We start from the raw sequence: 12490 nt of genomic DNA on the forward strand, positions 1-12490 counted from the left end.
TCGTCAGCAGCCGGTTCAGTGCCGGTCGCCTCGCCATCTGCACCCGTTCTCCGCGCGCAAGGTTAGGAATTACTCGGCACCCCATGCGGTACGTGGGGTATCCGGCGCACTAGCATTGCTGCGTTCCAGCGGCTGAAACGAGGCGAGATGCGTTGGCTCCGGCAGTTGCTGGGTAGCAAGCGGGTCCAGCTCGATCCAGGGCGGCAGCAGGCACTGCTACGGGATGTCCGGCACCGGTACGGCGTCGGCTCGCCGGCCCGGTTCTCCGAGCAGGTCGAAGCGATCACGCGGATACTGAACGACGACGACGGCCTGGTCGTGGCGGCCCGGATCGTCAGCGAGGTCGCCGACGAGGCTCACGCGGACCTGCAGGCCCAAGCCCACGACGTGCACCGGCGTACGGGCCGGCGACTCCTGGTGCACCGCCGGAGCTACCGACCGCTGTGGAAGGAGGCCGGGCCGGCGCTGCGGTGGCCACTGTTCGCGCTGCCGGGCGGGCTTCACCCGTACGTGCAGGTGAGCGCCGCCGTCTCAGTGGTCGGCAGCCGCGCGCCCCGGCTCGGCCAGGTGACCGACCCGGATCTGTTCCTGGCCCGCGTGTTCGAGGTGCTCGATCTCACCATCATCGGCTGCGAGTACGGCCAGGTGCGGGTGGACACCGACGTCGCAGCGCTGGCCGACCGCCTGATCTCGACCGCCGGGCAGGTTCTCGCCGCCATCGACGACCCGCCCCGCCTACCGCCGCCGGTACGCGAGGCGATGCGCCGCAACAACACCCTCGACGTCCACGATCCAACCGGTCCTCGGGTGGTCGGCGGCATCAACCTGGGCGCGCGGATGCGGGAGACTCTGCTGGTGTAGAACCCGAAGTGAGCCGGTCTGGGGCCGAGCGCCCCGCTTGGCGCAACGACTTTGGCGCGCGAATCGCGTGGACATTGATAGCGCTGAGGGCGATGTATCGGGGTCGCGAGCAGAGTCCGTGCGGGGGAGGCGGCATGGGCCCCTTCCGGCTGCCATCATTCGGGCCAGATGTACACCAGCAACCCCCCACTCTAAGCTTGATCTTTAACCCCCTGAGGTCCTGTGGGGATCCCGGCGCATGATGGAAACAGCCCAATCTCGGTCGGTTCACCAATCAGCACTCCGGCGATGCCGGGCCGCTCGTTCCCGGACCACACCGCCGCGTAGAGGTCACCACTCGGTCCGCCGAGCAGCGGCATCCACCGCGTACCAAGCACCGGATCGTCCTCATACGTTGGCCGAAGGGCAGCGGCCTCAGCCGCCGACAGCGGCCGGTAGCCGGGGACCAGGTTCACGGTGTCCTGGATCTGCCCGGGCTCGGAGCGAACTCCGTTACACCAGCCGAACCAGGTGGCCACGTCCTCGGGCACGGGCGCACCGTACGCGCGCTCCACCTCCCCGCGGGAAGTACCCGGCACGAGCAACGAGGCGACTGGACGACCTAGCTCACGGACGATCGTCACCAGTTCGTCGAGACGGTCGATCAGCATGTGCGCTCCCGTTCGTCAATTGACGTGCACATGTCGGGCACCGGTGGCGCATCCCCCGATGGGTGGCGAATGCCCTTCGTGTTAGCCAGCCCTTGGTGGATGGAATGTACGCGGCGGCTACGGTTGATGCTCCGGAGGGTCCGCTGGAGGAGGCGTCGAACAGGCCGTGGGTGGCTATGGCGTGCAGGTCACGCTCGTGTTCGTGTTGGTGTTGGTAAACGCGGTGTTCGCGGGCAGCGAGATGGCGCTGGTGTCGCTGCGGGAAAGCCAGCTACAGCGCCTGGAGCGGACCTCCCGGGGCGGGCGGGTGCTGGCGAAGTTGGCGCGGGACCCGAATCGCTTCCTGGCCACGATTCAGATCGGCATCACCCTGGCGGGTTTCCTGGCGTCGGCCGCGGCGGCGGTGTCCCTGGCCCAGCCGCTCGTGGGCCCCTTGGGATTTCTCGGCGGCGCGGCGGAGCCGGTGTCCATCGTCGTGGTGACCGTCCTGCTGACGTTCATCACGCTGGTGCTGGGTGAGCTGGCACCGAAGCGGATCGCCATGCAGCGCGCCGAAGGTTGGGCGCTGCTCGTCGCCCGCCCCCTCGATGCGTTGTCGGCGTTCTCCCGGCCGGCGGTCTGGCTGCTGAGCAAGGCCAGCGATGCGGTCGTACGCCTGAGCGGCGGTGACCCCCGCGCCCGGCGGGAGGAGGTCACCACCGAGGAGTTGCGAGACATGGTCGCCGCCCAGCGCAACCTCACTCCCGAACACCGGATGATCATTTCTGGCGCCTTCGAGGTGGCCGAGCGGATCCTGCGGGAGATCCTCGTCCCGCGTCGCGAGGTGGTCACCCTCTCTGCGTCGCTGACGGCACCGCAGGCGCTGCGCGAGCTGGGCAAGTCGGGACAGACCCGAGCCCCGGTCGTGGGTCGCGGCGGCCTGGACGACACCGTCGGCGTGATACACATGCGGGACCTGCTCGACCAGGAGGGCCCGGTCGCCCAGTACGTCAGCCCGGCGGTGTATCTGCCGGAGACGTTGAAGGTCACCGAGGCGATCCGGGAAATGCGCGCCCAACGGCAGCAGTTCGCCCTCGTCGTCGACGAGCGGGGATCCATCGACGGGATCGTGACGATGGAGGACCTGGTCGAGGAGATCGTCGGGGAGATCTACGACGAGACCGACCGGGACGTCCAGGCCGTCGTACGCGAGCCGGACGGGGCACTGCTGCTGCCCGGCGGCTTCCCGCTGCACGACCTGACCGACATCGGCATCGACCTCGACGAGGACACACTCGAGACCGGGGACTACACGACCGTGGCGGGCCTGGTCCTGGCGCACCTCGGCCACATCCCGAAGACGCCCGGCGAGATGATCGAACTACCCGGCCTGACGGCCGAGGTGGCGGAGGTGACCGGGCGGGCCATCACCCGGGTGCGCCTGCGCGCCATGCCGGCGCGCGGCGACGGGCACGAGGCCGGCGAGGACCAGACAACCTCCTGACGGGCCCCCGGCCGACGGCTGACTGGCACGTGATGTGGGAATGGCGTCACGCTCCACCGAGGCCAGATCCGATCCGCCACAGCTCCACCCGAGAGTGACCGCGTGGATGCAATCAGCTATTTCTCAGGTGGCGTTGGTAGGTTCCCGGCACGGCGGCTTCCATTATGGACGTCGTCAGTTGTGTTGCGGCACAAGGGTTCCGTGTGGAAGTTCCACCGGATCTGCGGTTGCCGCGCGTTCGGTGGTCGTCGAGGGAGAGGTTCGTGGTGTTCAAGAAGATGCTGGGCACGTTCGGGGTGGGCGGCCCGAGCGTCGATACCGTCCTGTCCAATCCGAGCACCCGCCCAGGGCTGATGCTGGGCGGGCAGGTGAACCTGACCGGCGGCAGCCACGACGTGAACATCGACCACATCACCGTCGGTCTGGTCACTCGGGTGGAGATCGACGGCGCGGACGAGGACTACGACGCCCTCATCGAGTTCCACCGCGTTCAGGTCGCGGGTGGCCTGCACCTGCGCGAAGGTCAGCAGCTGTCGCTGCCGTTGCAGGTGGCGGTGCCGTGGGAGACCCCGGTGACCGACCTGTACGGGCAGCACCTGCACGGCATGACCATGGGCCTGCGTACCGAGGTGGCCATCCGTGGCGCGGTCGACAAGGGCGACCTCGATTCGGTGTACGTGCACCCGTTGCCGGTGCAGGAACGCATTTTGGACGCGTTCGGCCGGCTCGGTTTTCAGTTCAAGAGCGCCGACCTCGAGCGTGGCCACATCGCCGGGCTGCACCAGACGCTGCCGTTCTACCAGGAGATCGAGTACTACGCCGCGCCGCAGTACGCCCACGGCGTCAACGAGGTCGAGCTGACCTTCGTGGCCAACGAGCACGGCGTGGACGTGGTGCTGGAGTTCGACAAGCGCGGCGGCCTGTTCACCGGCGGACACGACTCCTTCGGCCGTTACCACGCCACGCACGCCGACACCGACCGCCTCGACTGGGCCGCTCAAGTCGACACCTGGCTCCGTCAGTCCCTCGACGGATACCAGAGCCTGCACGCCGGCCAGGGCTACGCCCCACCCGCCCAGGGCTACAGCACCCCCGGCTACCCGCCCCCGCCGCCCGGCTACGGGCAGCCCGCCTACGGCGCTTCCGGATACGGACACCCGGGATACGGCCACCCGGGCGGGCACTACAAGGAGGAGCATCACGAACATCGCAGCGGCCCCGGCATGGGTGCCGTCGCCGCGGGTGTGGTCGGTGGCGCCGCGCTCGGCTTCGCCGGCGGCATGGTCGCCGAGGAGGTCTTCGACTCCTTCGGCGACGACGAGGGCAGCGACGAGGAGGAGTGAACCGCCTCTGATCCACAGTGGAGCCGAGCACCCGCCCCATGATCTAATTTGACAGGTTTGTCCGCAGCCGACCGGATTGTCTGGTCGGATTTCGAAGGAGTGTGCATGCCCGTCACCGCCGACCTCACCAAGCTGGTCGACAAGGCCTACCAGGACAAGACCCTCACCGAGATCGTCGACGCCCCGGTGTCCGCCCTCGCCGGGGTCAGCGACGGCGACGCCAAGTTGCTCAAGGACGCCTTCAACATCACCACCGTCGGCGATCTGGGCCGTAACCCGTACTTCCGCACCGCCAACGCCCTGGTCGCCCTCACCGGCAGCAAGTAGCTCCCTCGCGGCGTGGTGCCGGGCTTTCGGCACCACGCCGCCACGGGTGTCCGCTGCCGGCCTGGCCGCGCGCCGGGTTCCGCGTTCCCACCTGCGGCGAGCAGGCCCGGATGCCAGCCGAGCCGACGGCTGCGCAGGTGGTCGAGCTCGGGCTCAGGTGGCCAGGACGGCGACGATGGCGAGGTAACTGCCCAACAGCAGAATGCCTTCGAAGCCGACGCGGCCCCAGCCTCGGGGTTGGCGGACCAGCATGCCGGCGAGGACGACGGCGGTCATGAACAGACCTGCGGCGGTGACGAAGAGTTCGTCGGTCTGCGCGGCGTGGAACAAGGAACCACCGCGGAACGCGGCGTCTCCGATGACAAGGTTGAGCGCGTCGAGGCAATTCCCTCCGATGATCGCGGCGATGGCCAGGGTGATGGTGCCCCGGCGGACCGCCGCGACGGCGGTGACGGTTTCCGGCAGGGCGTTGACCATTCCCATGAGCACGCCGCCGACGAAGCCGGCCTTGAGCCCGGTCGCCTCCACGATCCCCTCGGCGGCGGTGCCGATGGCCCAGCCGCCCAGGCCGACGGTCAGGCCGACGGCAAGGAAGCGACCCCATAGGCCACGGGTCGACATGCGGTCGAGCGACCCATGTGGCTGAGGAATGTCGCGGCGGGTTTCGCGCGTGTCCACCGCGTCCCACATCGGGGTGGCATCCGCGACCCGGACCATCCGGATCCCCCCGAGGTAGCAACCGATCATCACCAGGGAAACCGGGTGCACCCCGGCCACGGTGACATCCGGGGTATAGGTCGCCAGCAGCGCCAGGGCGAGCAAGGCGATCAGCAGGCAGCCGAACAGAATGTTCGACATCGACGCCGACGCGTGCTCGAGATTCACCCGCCGGTAGAACATGTCGGCCACGGCCACCGCCGCAGTCTGCGCCGCGATCCCGCCCACGGCATTGCTGTAGGCCAACTGCGGCTGATCGCTCGCTGCGGTGACCGCGGTCATCACGATCCCGGACAATGAGGTGGCGAGCCCGAAGACACCGCCCCGAACACCGCCTCCCCCCAGCCGGTCCGGTCCGCCAGGGTGTCACCGAGGACGGCCTGATCGCCGCGAACCCGGCCCGGCACATCACCGTCGCCGGCTACCGCAAACCCCACGCCCAGGTGTGGACCGACGACCGTGTCCACGCCTGGCAGACCACCGGCGAACACCCCACCGTCGCGGTATGGACCGCGCAGCAGCTCGGTGCGTTCCTCGACACCGTCACCGACGACCCACTGTTCGCGTTCTGGTGGCTAACCGCCCTACGCGGCCTACGCCGCGGCGAGATGTGCGGACTGCGGTGGACCGACATCGACCTCGACCGCGGCATGCTCTACGTCGAATGCAACCGCACCACCGCCGGCTACCAGGTCATCGAAGGCGACCCCAAAACCGCCGCCGGACGCCGCCCAGTCGCCCTCGACAAACGCACCATCCAGGTCCTACGCGACCACCGGCAGCGCCAACGAGACCAGCAAGCCCGCCGGAAGGCGGCCGGAAAGACGTGGGTCGACTCTGGGTACGTGTTCGTCCGCAAGGACGGCAGCCCCCTGCACCCCGGCTACGCCAGCGGCCGATTCCGGCTCCTGGTCAAACGCGCCGGCATCCCGCCAGTACGGCTGCACGACCTGCGCCACGGCGCCGCGTCCCTCACACACGAAGCCGGCGCCGACCCCAAGACCCTGCAGGACATGCTCGGACACTCCAGCATCCTGGTCACCGCCGACACCTACACCAGCGTCCTACCCCTGGCACAGCGCCGCTGCGCCGACGCCACCGCCCACCTAGTCCTCGCCGCCGCCCACCGCACCCGCGCCAAGATCCGTAAGAACTGTCGTCGCAACCGCCACCAACCCCGAGCGGCGGCACATACTCCAGCCGCAAGGCACCCGACAAGCACAAGAAGCCGCAGGTCAACACTTCACGACGAAACCTATCGTCACGGAAAGTGACAACACCCGAGTGGCGCCCACATGACACCCACCGTCCGAACAGGCCGGACAGCAGAAAGGCCCGAGCCGCGTTTCCGCAGCCCGGACCCCTTTTGATCTTGCGCGCCCGGGGACTCGAACCCCTAACCTTCTGATCCGTAGGGAACCGGTCAAAACATCTCTAAAGCTGTCGCGGACTCCTATAACGTACTGGTTCAACCGCCTCCGTCCAGGCGGCAATGTTTCGTTTCTGCTGGTCCAGGCGTCGCACTCAACGGGCCGCCACAGCCGGCGGGCGGTGAAACTGCTGCGATGCTGGAACAGTCGCGTCCGTGCTGATCAGGTGCCAAACATCCGAGCACCATCGGAGCACCACACGAACACCTTCCCCATCGCCGAAACAGAAGCAAGCCGACCACCGATCGGCGGCTACCGCGCCACGAGGCAGTTGGACATGTCCCGGGCGGTGATCGGCGGCTCCCACGTCCGGGCGCTCAACGGCGGCCCAAGCTGGTCCGAGCTCCGAGGAGACTCGAATCCCTAACCTTCTGATCCGTAGGTGCGGCGCGTATCCGCAGGTCCACGCGATCTCGCTTCCGGTCGGCACTACCGGGCTCGCGGGTGCTGCGCGTCCGTGCTGGTTCGGTGCGGGTTGTGCTCGACGGTTGCGCTACGTCCGATCACATTCGGAACACATCGCGATCCCCACGACCGGTCGACGGTCGACGACGGCCACCCCCTCGGCGCTGTCCGGCACGGCACGGATCAGCCCGGCCGTCCTACCCATGCCGCGTGCCTGTCGCCGACATGCAGGCCATCGGACCGGCGCCCTTGCAGGATTCCGGTGCGCATCCGCCCTTCGATCACCTGCAACCCACGGCTCGCCGGATGAAGAAGGTCGCGGGAGATCATGATCGGCGGTACGAGCCACGTTCCTTCAGTCTCCCAGGCGTCCCGAATTCGTTGCGGGCGCTTGCTCAGCCAGTACACGTGGTCCGCCGCGACGTCTTCAAGGAATCCCTGGTCGCTGGGACCGGTCGGAATCGACTCGAGTTCGGTGACGGGGACGTCCTCGAGCTTCCAACGGATCCGTTCGAGGTCGAGGTCCTCGTAGTCCCTGAGGAACTCAAGATGTCGGCCATGGTCGTAGAGCCACTGACGCACCACCTCGTCGGGCCACCGCAGGTTCGCGATCGCTTCCAACTGCAGAAAGACCCGAAGGTCTTGGTCCCGGTCGGCCGGGGGAAGGTTCTCCAGGAAGGTCGGCACGCTGCCTCGCACTCATGGTCATCACGTATGACTGGCTCAACGAACGAAGCCGGCTCGCGTGAGACATGCACGGGCAGCCTCGCCATCGGGTCGGCGGCTCACGATGGTGTGGTTTCGGCCGTTGGAGAGTGGGCGGCGCACCGTACCAACTCGCCGTACGTCCACCGCACGTCGCCTATATGGTCGTGACCGTCGAACCAGGTGAGGTTTGCGACGCGCTGCCCCGCCATGAGTTGGAACTGTGCGTGCCAGCCTGGGTCCCGGGTGAGGAGCACCGGCTCGTCGACATCCGGGAACTGGTCTGCAGTGATGTCCAGGATCAGCCCGTCCTGCTCGAGCCACGCATGGGTGTGGAACGGGTCGTCTCGCTGACCCGACCGGTACTGCCAGTCGCCGAGTCCCGAGTCGGCGAGGAACTGACCCAGCAGTTTGCACGTGTCTCCGCAAGAGCCCTTTGGGAAATCCGCGAGGCTGATCATCCGAAGACCGCCTCGTTCCAGCCCGGCACGAAAGGCGGACGCTGCCGCACGCACGGCCGCTTCGTGATCATCAGTGAGCCCACGCGGATACATATCTGGAGGTTATGCGTGTGCGGTGAAGCGAGCCCACCATGGGCTGTCGGATGAGCGATCAACGCCGGGCCAGTCCATGGCACGAAGCCTGGTACCCGACTCGCGTCGGCCGACTTCGCAGTGCCAACACTGCCCATTGACCGCAGCGGCTCGTCCAGCGGTCAGGTGATGCGGCGGTACGCGCGGACGGCGAGTGGGGCGAACACCGCGAGAATGCCCGCCGTCCAGGTCCTGACTTCTGATCCGTAGTGCGGGTTGTGGTTGCGTCGCCCGAGCCCGGCGGGCCTGTCCACACGTCGATGGTCAGGCGCCACGGTTCGGTCGGTAGTGCACTGCCTCTCCGGTCGCGTGAGTATCGCCGCCGCCCGCCCAATACCCGATGATGAGCCACAGCTCGTAGTGCAAGAGCCATTCGGTGGTCCAGGGCAGGATCATGGTCGCCAGGAACATGTGGTGTTTCCACTCACCTGGGTAGTACAAGCACAGCTCGTCGCCGGGGTAGACGTGCGGGAGCGCCTCCGCGTCTGGGTGTAACTCGAGCACGGGAGGGTCGATGACGGTGACCTTGGGACGGAGTCCGTGCCGGTAGGTCAGGTGCACGGTGTAGGTCCGGCTGGCCGGCGACGGCTGGAGCCGGCCGGTGCAGGTGAGCTCGCCGCCGCGGACGGCGCCTTCGGCGTCAGGTAGCACGGTGGTGATCGCGACGAGCTGCCGGGTGAGGTTAACCGCGCGGGTGGGGATGCTGACCATGGAATGTGTGTCGTGGGACGCGCGGTCCGGACGCGGTCGTGGTGAGCAGGCCGCCGGTGGCCATGTGCAACTTGCCGGTCTTGACCTCGGTGGTCCGGCGCTCGGCGAGCCGCTGGAAGGAGCGTTGCACGGCGTCGGCGGTGAAGCTTTCTGACATCCGGGCGGCGAGGGCCGGGAGTCCTTTGTGCTGCAAATGCACGAGTTCGTCGAGCAGCACGGCGAGGTCGTTGTGCCAGCGGAGGAAGGCTTTGCGCCGCTCCGGATATTCGTTCCACTTGTCGGCGAAGTTCTCGTCCTCGTGCGCCGGGTTGGGCACCCAGAACTGGCCGTGGCGGTTCTCGACGTACGCGTTCATCCCGTCTATGACGGCGCGGGTGGCGGTGAAGAGGTCGGACTCGCCGAGGTAGGCGCGGGCGGCGAGGGTGGTGATGAGGATCGACGGGGGCCGGTGGTCGGTGTCGTCGGCGAAGTACAGCATGGCGTGCCACTTGAGGATCTGCACGGCCCGCTGCAGGGTGCTGCGCACCTGCCAGTCGGGCACGTCGGCGACGTTCGCGTGCCGCTTCGCCTCGACGAGGCGGCGATCGAGCTGCGACTGCTGCTGGAACCAGGTGGCGTAGCCGATCGGGTTGGAGTGTTGCACAGCCGCAGTTGCTTGTCGGTGAGCAGGATGCCGGTGGGCGGCAGGTCGGCGTCCGGGATGGTGGGCAGGACGTCGAGGTGGAAGCCGTCGTCAGGGTAGCTCAGGGTCCAGCAGCGGCGGGTGGACTCGCATCTGGCGGGGCCGTCACCGTGGCTTTGGCGGTGCTTGAACCGCACGAAGGCGTGCAGCATGCGCCCGACGCGCTCTTTGAGTTCGGCCTGGGTGGTGGACTCCTTGGCGATCGGCAGCCAGCACACCAGGTCGATGTCGTACTCCCCGGTCGGGGTGTTCGGCCGCACAACGGTGCCGAGCCGGAACGAGCCCTGCGGGTAGATGCGCCAGTCCGGGGTGCCGTATCGAGGGCTGCCAGGGCATTGGTCGACACATCGCTAATCGACTGCTTGCCGACGGCGAACAGGTCGTGGATGTCCCGCCGAAGTCGTACGCCCGGGCGGGGGTGTTCGTCTCCGGGCGGGGACGCAGGACCGACGCCAGCGACGCCCACTCCGTTGCGCTGGTCGGCATTCGGATGGCCCGGGCTGCGCCCCGTCGTCAACGACGAGCAGTTAGCTCTGCTGCGGATCCTGGTCGACCGACGCCGCTCCCTCGGTGAGGATCACACCCGGATGGTCTCCCAGCTACACCAGCTGCTGCTGAGCTGATTCCCAGTAGAGCGAAGAAGAGCCTGTCCGCCGCCAGGCCAAGGCACTGCTGATCACGGTCAGACGGGGACGCGGTCGGCAAGGCCCGACGCCGGTTCGCCGCGGAGCTGATCAGCGAACGGGTCGCGCCCGCATCGTGCGCCCGACCGATTCGTCCGGTCAGGTGCCCCTTGTCATCTACATCCACGGCGCCGCGGGTGAGCCGGTCAGAGTTTTCGGCGTCAACGGAGGACAATGGAACCGGGCTCATGCGCATGGATGGTTTTGTTCCTGACGGACCGCGAGGCGGCGGATCGGGCCGAGTTGGGATAGGTCGAGGCCACTCAGCCTAAGATGTCGCTGATCTCACGATTCCGAATCTACTCACAACGGACTTCGATGTGGAAGGCTCACTCAGCCACGGTGGGCAACCGTAGCAGTTCAATGGTCCACTCTGCACAGCAGAGATTGGGAATGACACGGCCCGTAGTCGTCATGATCTGCGCGCTGCGGAGCGTGACCACCCAGCAGCAGCCCTCGGAGTGTCCGGACATGCCGAATTGAGTGCCCTCGGATTTCTGCCACGGTACGGTGTTGCCGGGAATGGCCCTATTCCGTGCTGTTGTGGGCGCCTGCTCGGCTGAACTGGTGGCATTGACGTTCCGTCGCCTCATTGGCGGGCACGTAGGTTTCTACGGTGACGTCCTCAAGCGTGAGGTCGAATGCGGCCCCGAACGTCGTGACGGTGTTGATGAAGCACAACTCGGCGCCGCGGTAGTCAAGCCGGATCGGCAGGGCGATGTCGGCAGGGTCCGGTGGCCGCATGTACTCGTCCTGCCCGTAGGCGATCAGTTCTTCATATAGCGCCATCAGTTGCGGGTCGCCGGTGTGCGCCGCTTGACGGCCGAGTCTGGGCAGCAAGTGGGCACGGACCTGGGCGAGGTTGCGCAACCGTGACGCGAGCCCCTTGGGGTGAAAGCCGAGCCGCATCATGTTGACCGGCGGTTGCAGTAGTTCGGGGTCGGCGTCCTCGACGAGGAGGTCGAACGCTCCGTTGGCGATCAGCACGTTCCACCGGCGGTCGAGCGCGATCGCCGGGTACGGTTCATGCGCCCGCAGGATCCTGCCCAGCGCCTCGCGCACACGATCGAAGTCCGGATCGTCCGGCAGCCGCTCCCGGTAGACGGGGGCGTGGCCGGCGGCGACCAGAAGGCGGTTTCGCTCACGCAAAGGCACATTCAGGTACTCGGCCAGCCGATGCACCATGGCGCTGCTGGGGACAGTCCGCCCGGTTTCGACGAAGCTGATATGTCGGGTTGAGACGTCGGCTTGGATCGCCAGGTCGAGTTGGCTGAGCTTGCGCGTGCGGCGCCAGTCGCGCAGGAGTTGACCGGCGGTTTCGTCGGGGGGCACGTCCCGAGTGTCGCGGAGGATCGCCGCCTTGGCCATTACCTCTGGGGTAATCGACGGCGGGTGGGTGTGGCTGCGATCGTCTGCGGCATGACTGACATGACCGCCGCCCACAACAACAAGGACCTGGTCCTGCGTGGCTTCGCCGAATTCGCTGCCGGCAACATCGAGGTGCTGCGGACCTTGCTGCGGGAGGATTTCATCGAGCACAGCCCGGACAATCCGTCGGGCCGTGACGCCTTCGTCGAGTTCATCGCCACCGCGCCGGTCGCGCGCGCGAAGCTGGATCTCAAGCGGATCGTCGCTGACGACGAGTACGTCGTCATGCACTACCACGTGCATACTCCGGAAGATGAGCGCGGTACTGCCGTCGTCGACATCTGGCGGCTCGTAGACGGACAGATCGTTGAACACTGGGACGTCGTCCAATCCGTTCCCGATCTGTCCAGAATCCCGAACGGGATGTTCTAACCCATCGGGGACGGCAACCGCACGTCGGCAGTGCCGTGTCCCCTGCTATGGCCGCAACCTGCCCGAGCCCGTGCGCTAGGTCAACCGCTCCCACGCGAGG

General features: G+C 67.3%; 14 protein-coding genes and 2 pseudogenes. 7 read left to right on the forward strand and 9 right to left on the reverse strand.

Annotated elements, in window-relative coordinates:
* The first annotated feature begins 147 nt into the window (after window positions 1-147).
* On the forward strand, window positions 148-861 hold the full coding sequence (locus tag ACN26Z_RS01430) for a hypothetical protein (RefSeq protein WP_396887438.1): 714 nt from the start codon (window positions 148-150) through the stop codon (window positions 859-861).
* A 191-nt stretch (window positions 862-1052) separates the two neighbouring features.
* Here the strand turns inward: ACN26Z_RS01430 and ACN26Z_RS01435 are convergent, their stop codons facing one another.
* Window positions 1053-1511, reverse strand: coding sequence for a hypothetical protein (locus ACN26Z_RS01435; protein WP_421459643.1), 459 nt, complete (start codon window positions 1509-1511; stop codon window positions 1053-1055).
* 166 nt (window positions 1512-1677) lie between these two features.
* Between ACN26Z_RS01435 and ACN26Z_RS01440 the strand changes: the two genes are divergently transcribed.
* From ACN26Z_RS01440 to ACN26Z_RS01450, 3 genes are all read left to right on the forward strand, one after another.
* Window positions 1678-2994, forward strand: coding sequence for a hemolysin family protein (locus ACN26Z_RS01440; RefSeq protein WP_421459644.1), 1317 nt, complete (start codon window positions 1678-1680; stop codon window positions 2992-2994).
* A gap of 263 nt (window positions 2995-3257) precedes the next feature.
* Window positions 3258-4337, forward strand: a complete 1080-nt coding sequence (locus ACN26Z_RS01445; RefSeq protein ID WP_421459645.1) for a sporulation protein — start codon at window positions 3258-3260, stop codon at window positions 4335-4337.
* 105 nt (window positions 4338-4442) lie between these two features.
* On the forward strand, window positions 4443-4664 hold the full coding sequence (locus tag ACN26Z_RS01450) for a hypothetical protein (RefSeq protein ID WP_282236439.1): 222 nt from the start codon (window positions 4443-4445) through the stop codon (window positions 4662-4664).
* A gap of 153 nt (window positions 4665-4817) precedes the next feature.
* On the opposite strand, the pseudogene ACN26Z_RS01455 reads toward ACN26Z_RS01450, so the two are convergent.
* Window positions 4818-5857: pseudogene (locus tag ACN26Z_RS01455) on the reverse strand (sodium:calcium antiporter).
* Between the two features lie 132 nt (window positions 5858-5989).
* Here ACN26Z_RS01455 and ACN26Z_RS01460 point away from each other — a divergent pair.
* Window positions 5990-6655: a site-specific integrase gene (locus ACN26Z_RS01460; RefSeq protein WP_282236438.1), complete on the forward strand. Its 666-nt coding sequence runs from the start codon at window positions 5990-5992 to the stop codon at window positions 6653-6655.
* A gap of 744 nt (window positions 6656-7399) precedes the next feature.
* Here ACN26Z_RS01460 and ACN26Z_RS01465 read toward each other — a convergent pair.
* From ACN26Z_RS01465 to ACN26Z_RS01490, 6 genes and pseudogenes are all read right to left on the reverse strand, one after another.
* The gene (locus ACN26Z_RS01465) at window positions 7400-7903 is read right to left on the reverse strand and encodes a hypothetical protein (protein WP_421459646.1); all 504 of its coding nucleotides are present in this window, start codon (window positions 7901-7903) and stop codon (window positions 7400-7402) included.
* Between the two features lie 98 nt (window positions 7904-8001).
* Window positions 8002-8382 (reverse strand): hypothetical protein, encoded by a 381-nt coding sequence (locus tag ACN26Z_RS01470; RefSeq protein ID WP_421459647.1) that lies wholly within the window; start codon window positions 8380-8382, stop codon window positions 8002-8004.
* A 254-nt stretch (window positions 8383-8636) separates the two neighbouring features.
* Complete coding sequence (locus ACN26Z_RS01475; RefSeq protein WP_421459648.1) at window positions 8637-8768, reverse strand: hypothetical protein; 132 nt, start codon at window positions 8766-8768, stop codon at window positions 8637-8639.
* A gap of 10 nt (window positions 8769-8778) precedes the next feature.
* Window positions 8779-9225, reverse strand: coding sequence for a hypothetical protein (locus tag ACN26Z_RS01480; protein WP_421459649.1), 447 nt, complete (start codon window positions 9223-9225; stop codon window positions 8779-8781).
* A complete protein-coding gene (locus tag ACN26Z_RS01485) occupies window positions 9197-9868 on the reverse strand; it encodes a hypothetical protein (RefSeq protein ID WP_421459650.1) in 672 nt (223 codons plus the stop codon). The genes ACN26Z_RS01480 and ACN26Z_RS01485 overlap by 29 nt, the downstream gene beginning before the upstream one ends.
* Before the next feature lie 80 nt (window positions 9869-9948).
* A pseudogene (locus ACN26Z_RS01490) lies at window positions 9949-10203 on the reverse strand (cyclic GMP-AMP synthase DncV-like nucleotidyltransferase); the annotation flags it as partial.
* A 174-nt stretch (window positions 10204-10377) separates the two neighbouring features.
* Between ACN26Z_RS01490 and ACN26Z_RS01495 the strand changes: the two are divergent.
* Complete coding sequence (locus tag ACN26Z_RS01495; protein WP_231928809.1) at window positions 10378-10530, forward strand: hypothetical protein; 153 nt, start codon at window positions 10378-10380, stop codon at window positions 10528-10530.
* Between the two features lie 588 nt (window positions 10531-11118).
* Here the strand turns inward: ACN26Z_RS01495 and ACN26Z_RS01500 are convergent.
* A complete protein-coding gene (locus ACN26Z_RS01500; RefSeq protein WP_421459651.1) occupies window positions 11119-11958 on the reverse strand; it encodes a helix-turn-helix domain-containing protein in 840 nt (279 codons plus the stop codon).
* Window positions 11959-12009: 51 nt separating this feature from the next.
* Between ACN26Z_RS01500 and ACN26Z_RS01505 the strand changes: the two genes are divergently transcribed.
* Entirely contained in the window at window positions 12010-12390 is a 381-nt protein-coding gene (locus ACN26Z_RS01505; protein ID WP_421459652.1) for a nuclear transport factor 2 family protein, read from the forward strand.
* The last annotated feature ends 100 nt before the right edge of the window (window positions 12391-12490 follow it).

It is taken from the genome of Verrucosispora sp. WMMD703 (assembly GCF_049178935.1).
GTDB lineage: Bacteria > Actinomycetota > Actinomycetes > Mycobacteriales > Micromonosporaceae > Micromonospora > Micromonospora sediminimaris.

Bases quoted from the DNA above. Each gene is read 5' to 3' on its own strand.
- ACN26Z_RS01470 (WP_421459647.1), bottom strand. From the start codon at position 8,382: ATGATCAGCCTCGCGGATTTCCCAAAGGGCTCTTGCGGAGACACGTGC.
- ACN26Z_RS01450 (WP_282236439.1), top strand. From the start codon at position 4,443: ATGCCCGTCACCGCCGACCTCACCAAGCTGGTCGACAAGGCCTACCAG.
- ACN26Z_RS01480 (WP_421459649.1), bottom strand. From the start codon at position 9,225: ATGGTCAGCATCCCCACCCGCGCGGTTAACCTCACCCGGCAGCTCGTC.
- ACN26Z_RS01430 (WP_396887438.1), top strand. From the start codon at position 148: ATGCGTTGGCTCCGGCAGTTGCTGGGTAGCAAGCGGGTCCAGCTCGAT.
- ACN26Z_RS01435 (WP_421459643.1), bottom strand. From the start codon at position 1,511: ATGCTGATCGACCGTCTCGACGAACTGGTGACGATCGTCCGTGAGCTA.
- ACN26Z_RS01505 (WP_421459652.1), top strand. From the start codon at position 12,010: ATGACTGACATGACCGCCGCCCACAACAACAAGGACCTGGTCCTGCGT.
- ACN26Z_RS01500 (WP_421459651.1), bottom strand. From the start codon at position 11,958: ATGGCCAAGGCGGCGATCCTCCGCGACACTCGGGACGTGCCCCCCGAC.
- ACN26Z_RS01460 (WP_282236438.1), top strand. From the start codon at position 5,990: ATGTGCGGACTGCGGTGGACCGACATCGACCTCGACCGCGGCATGCTC.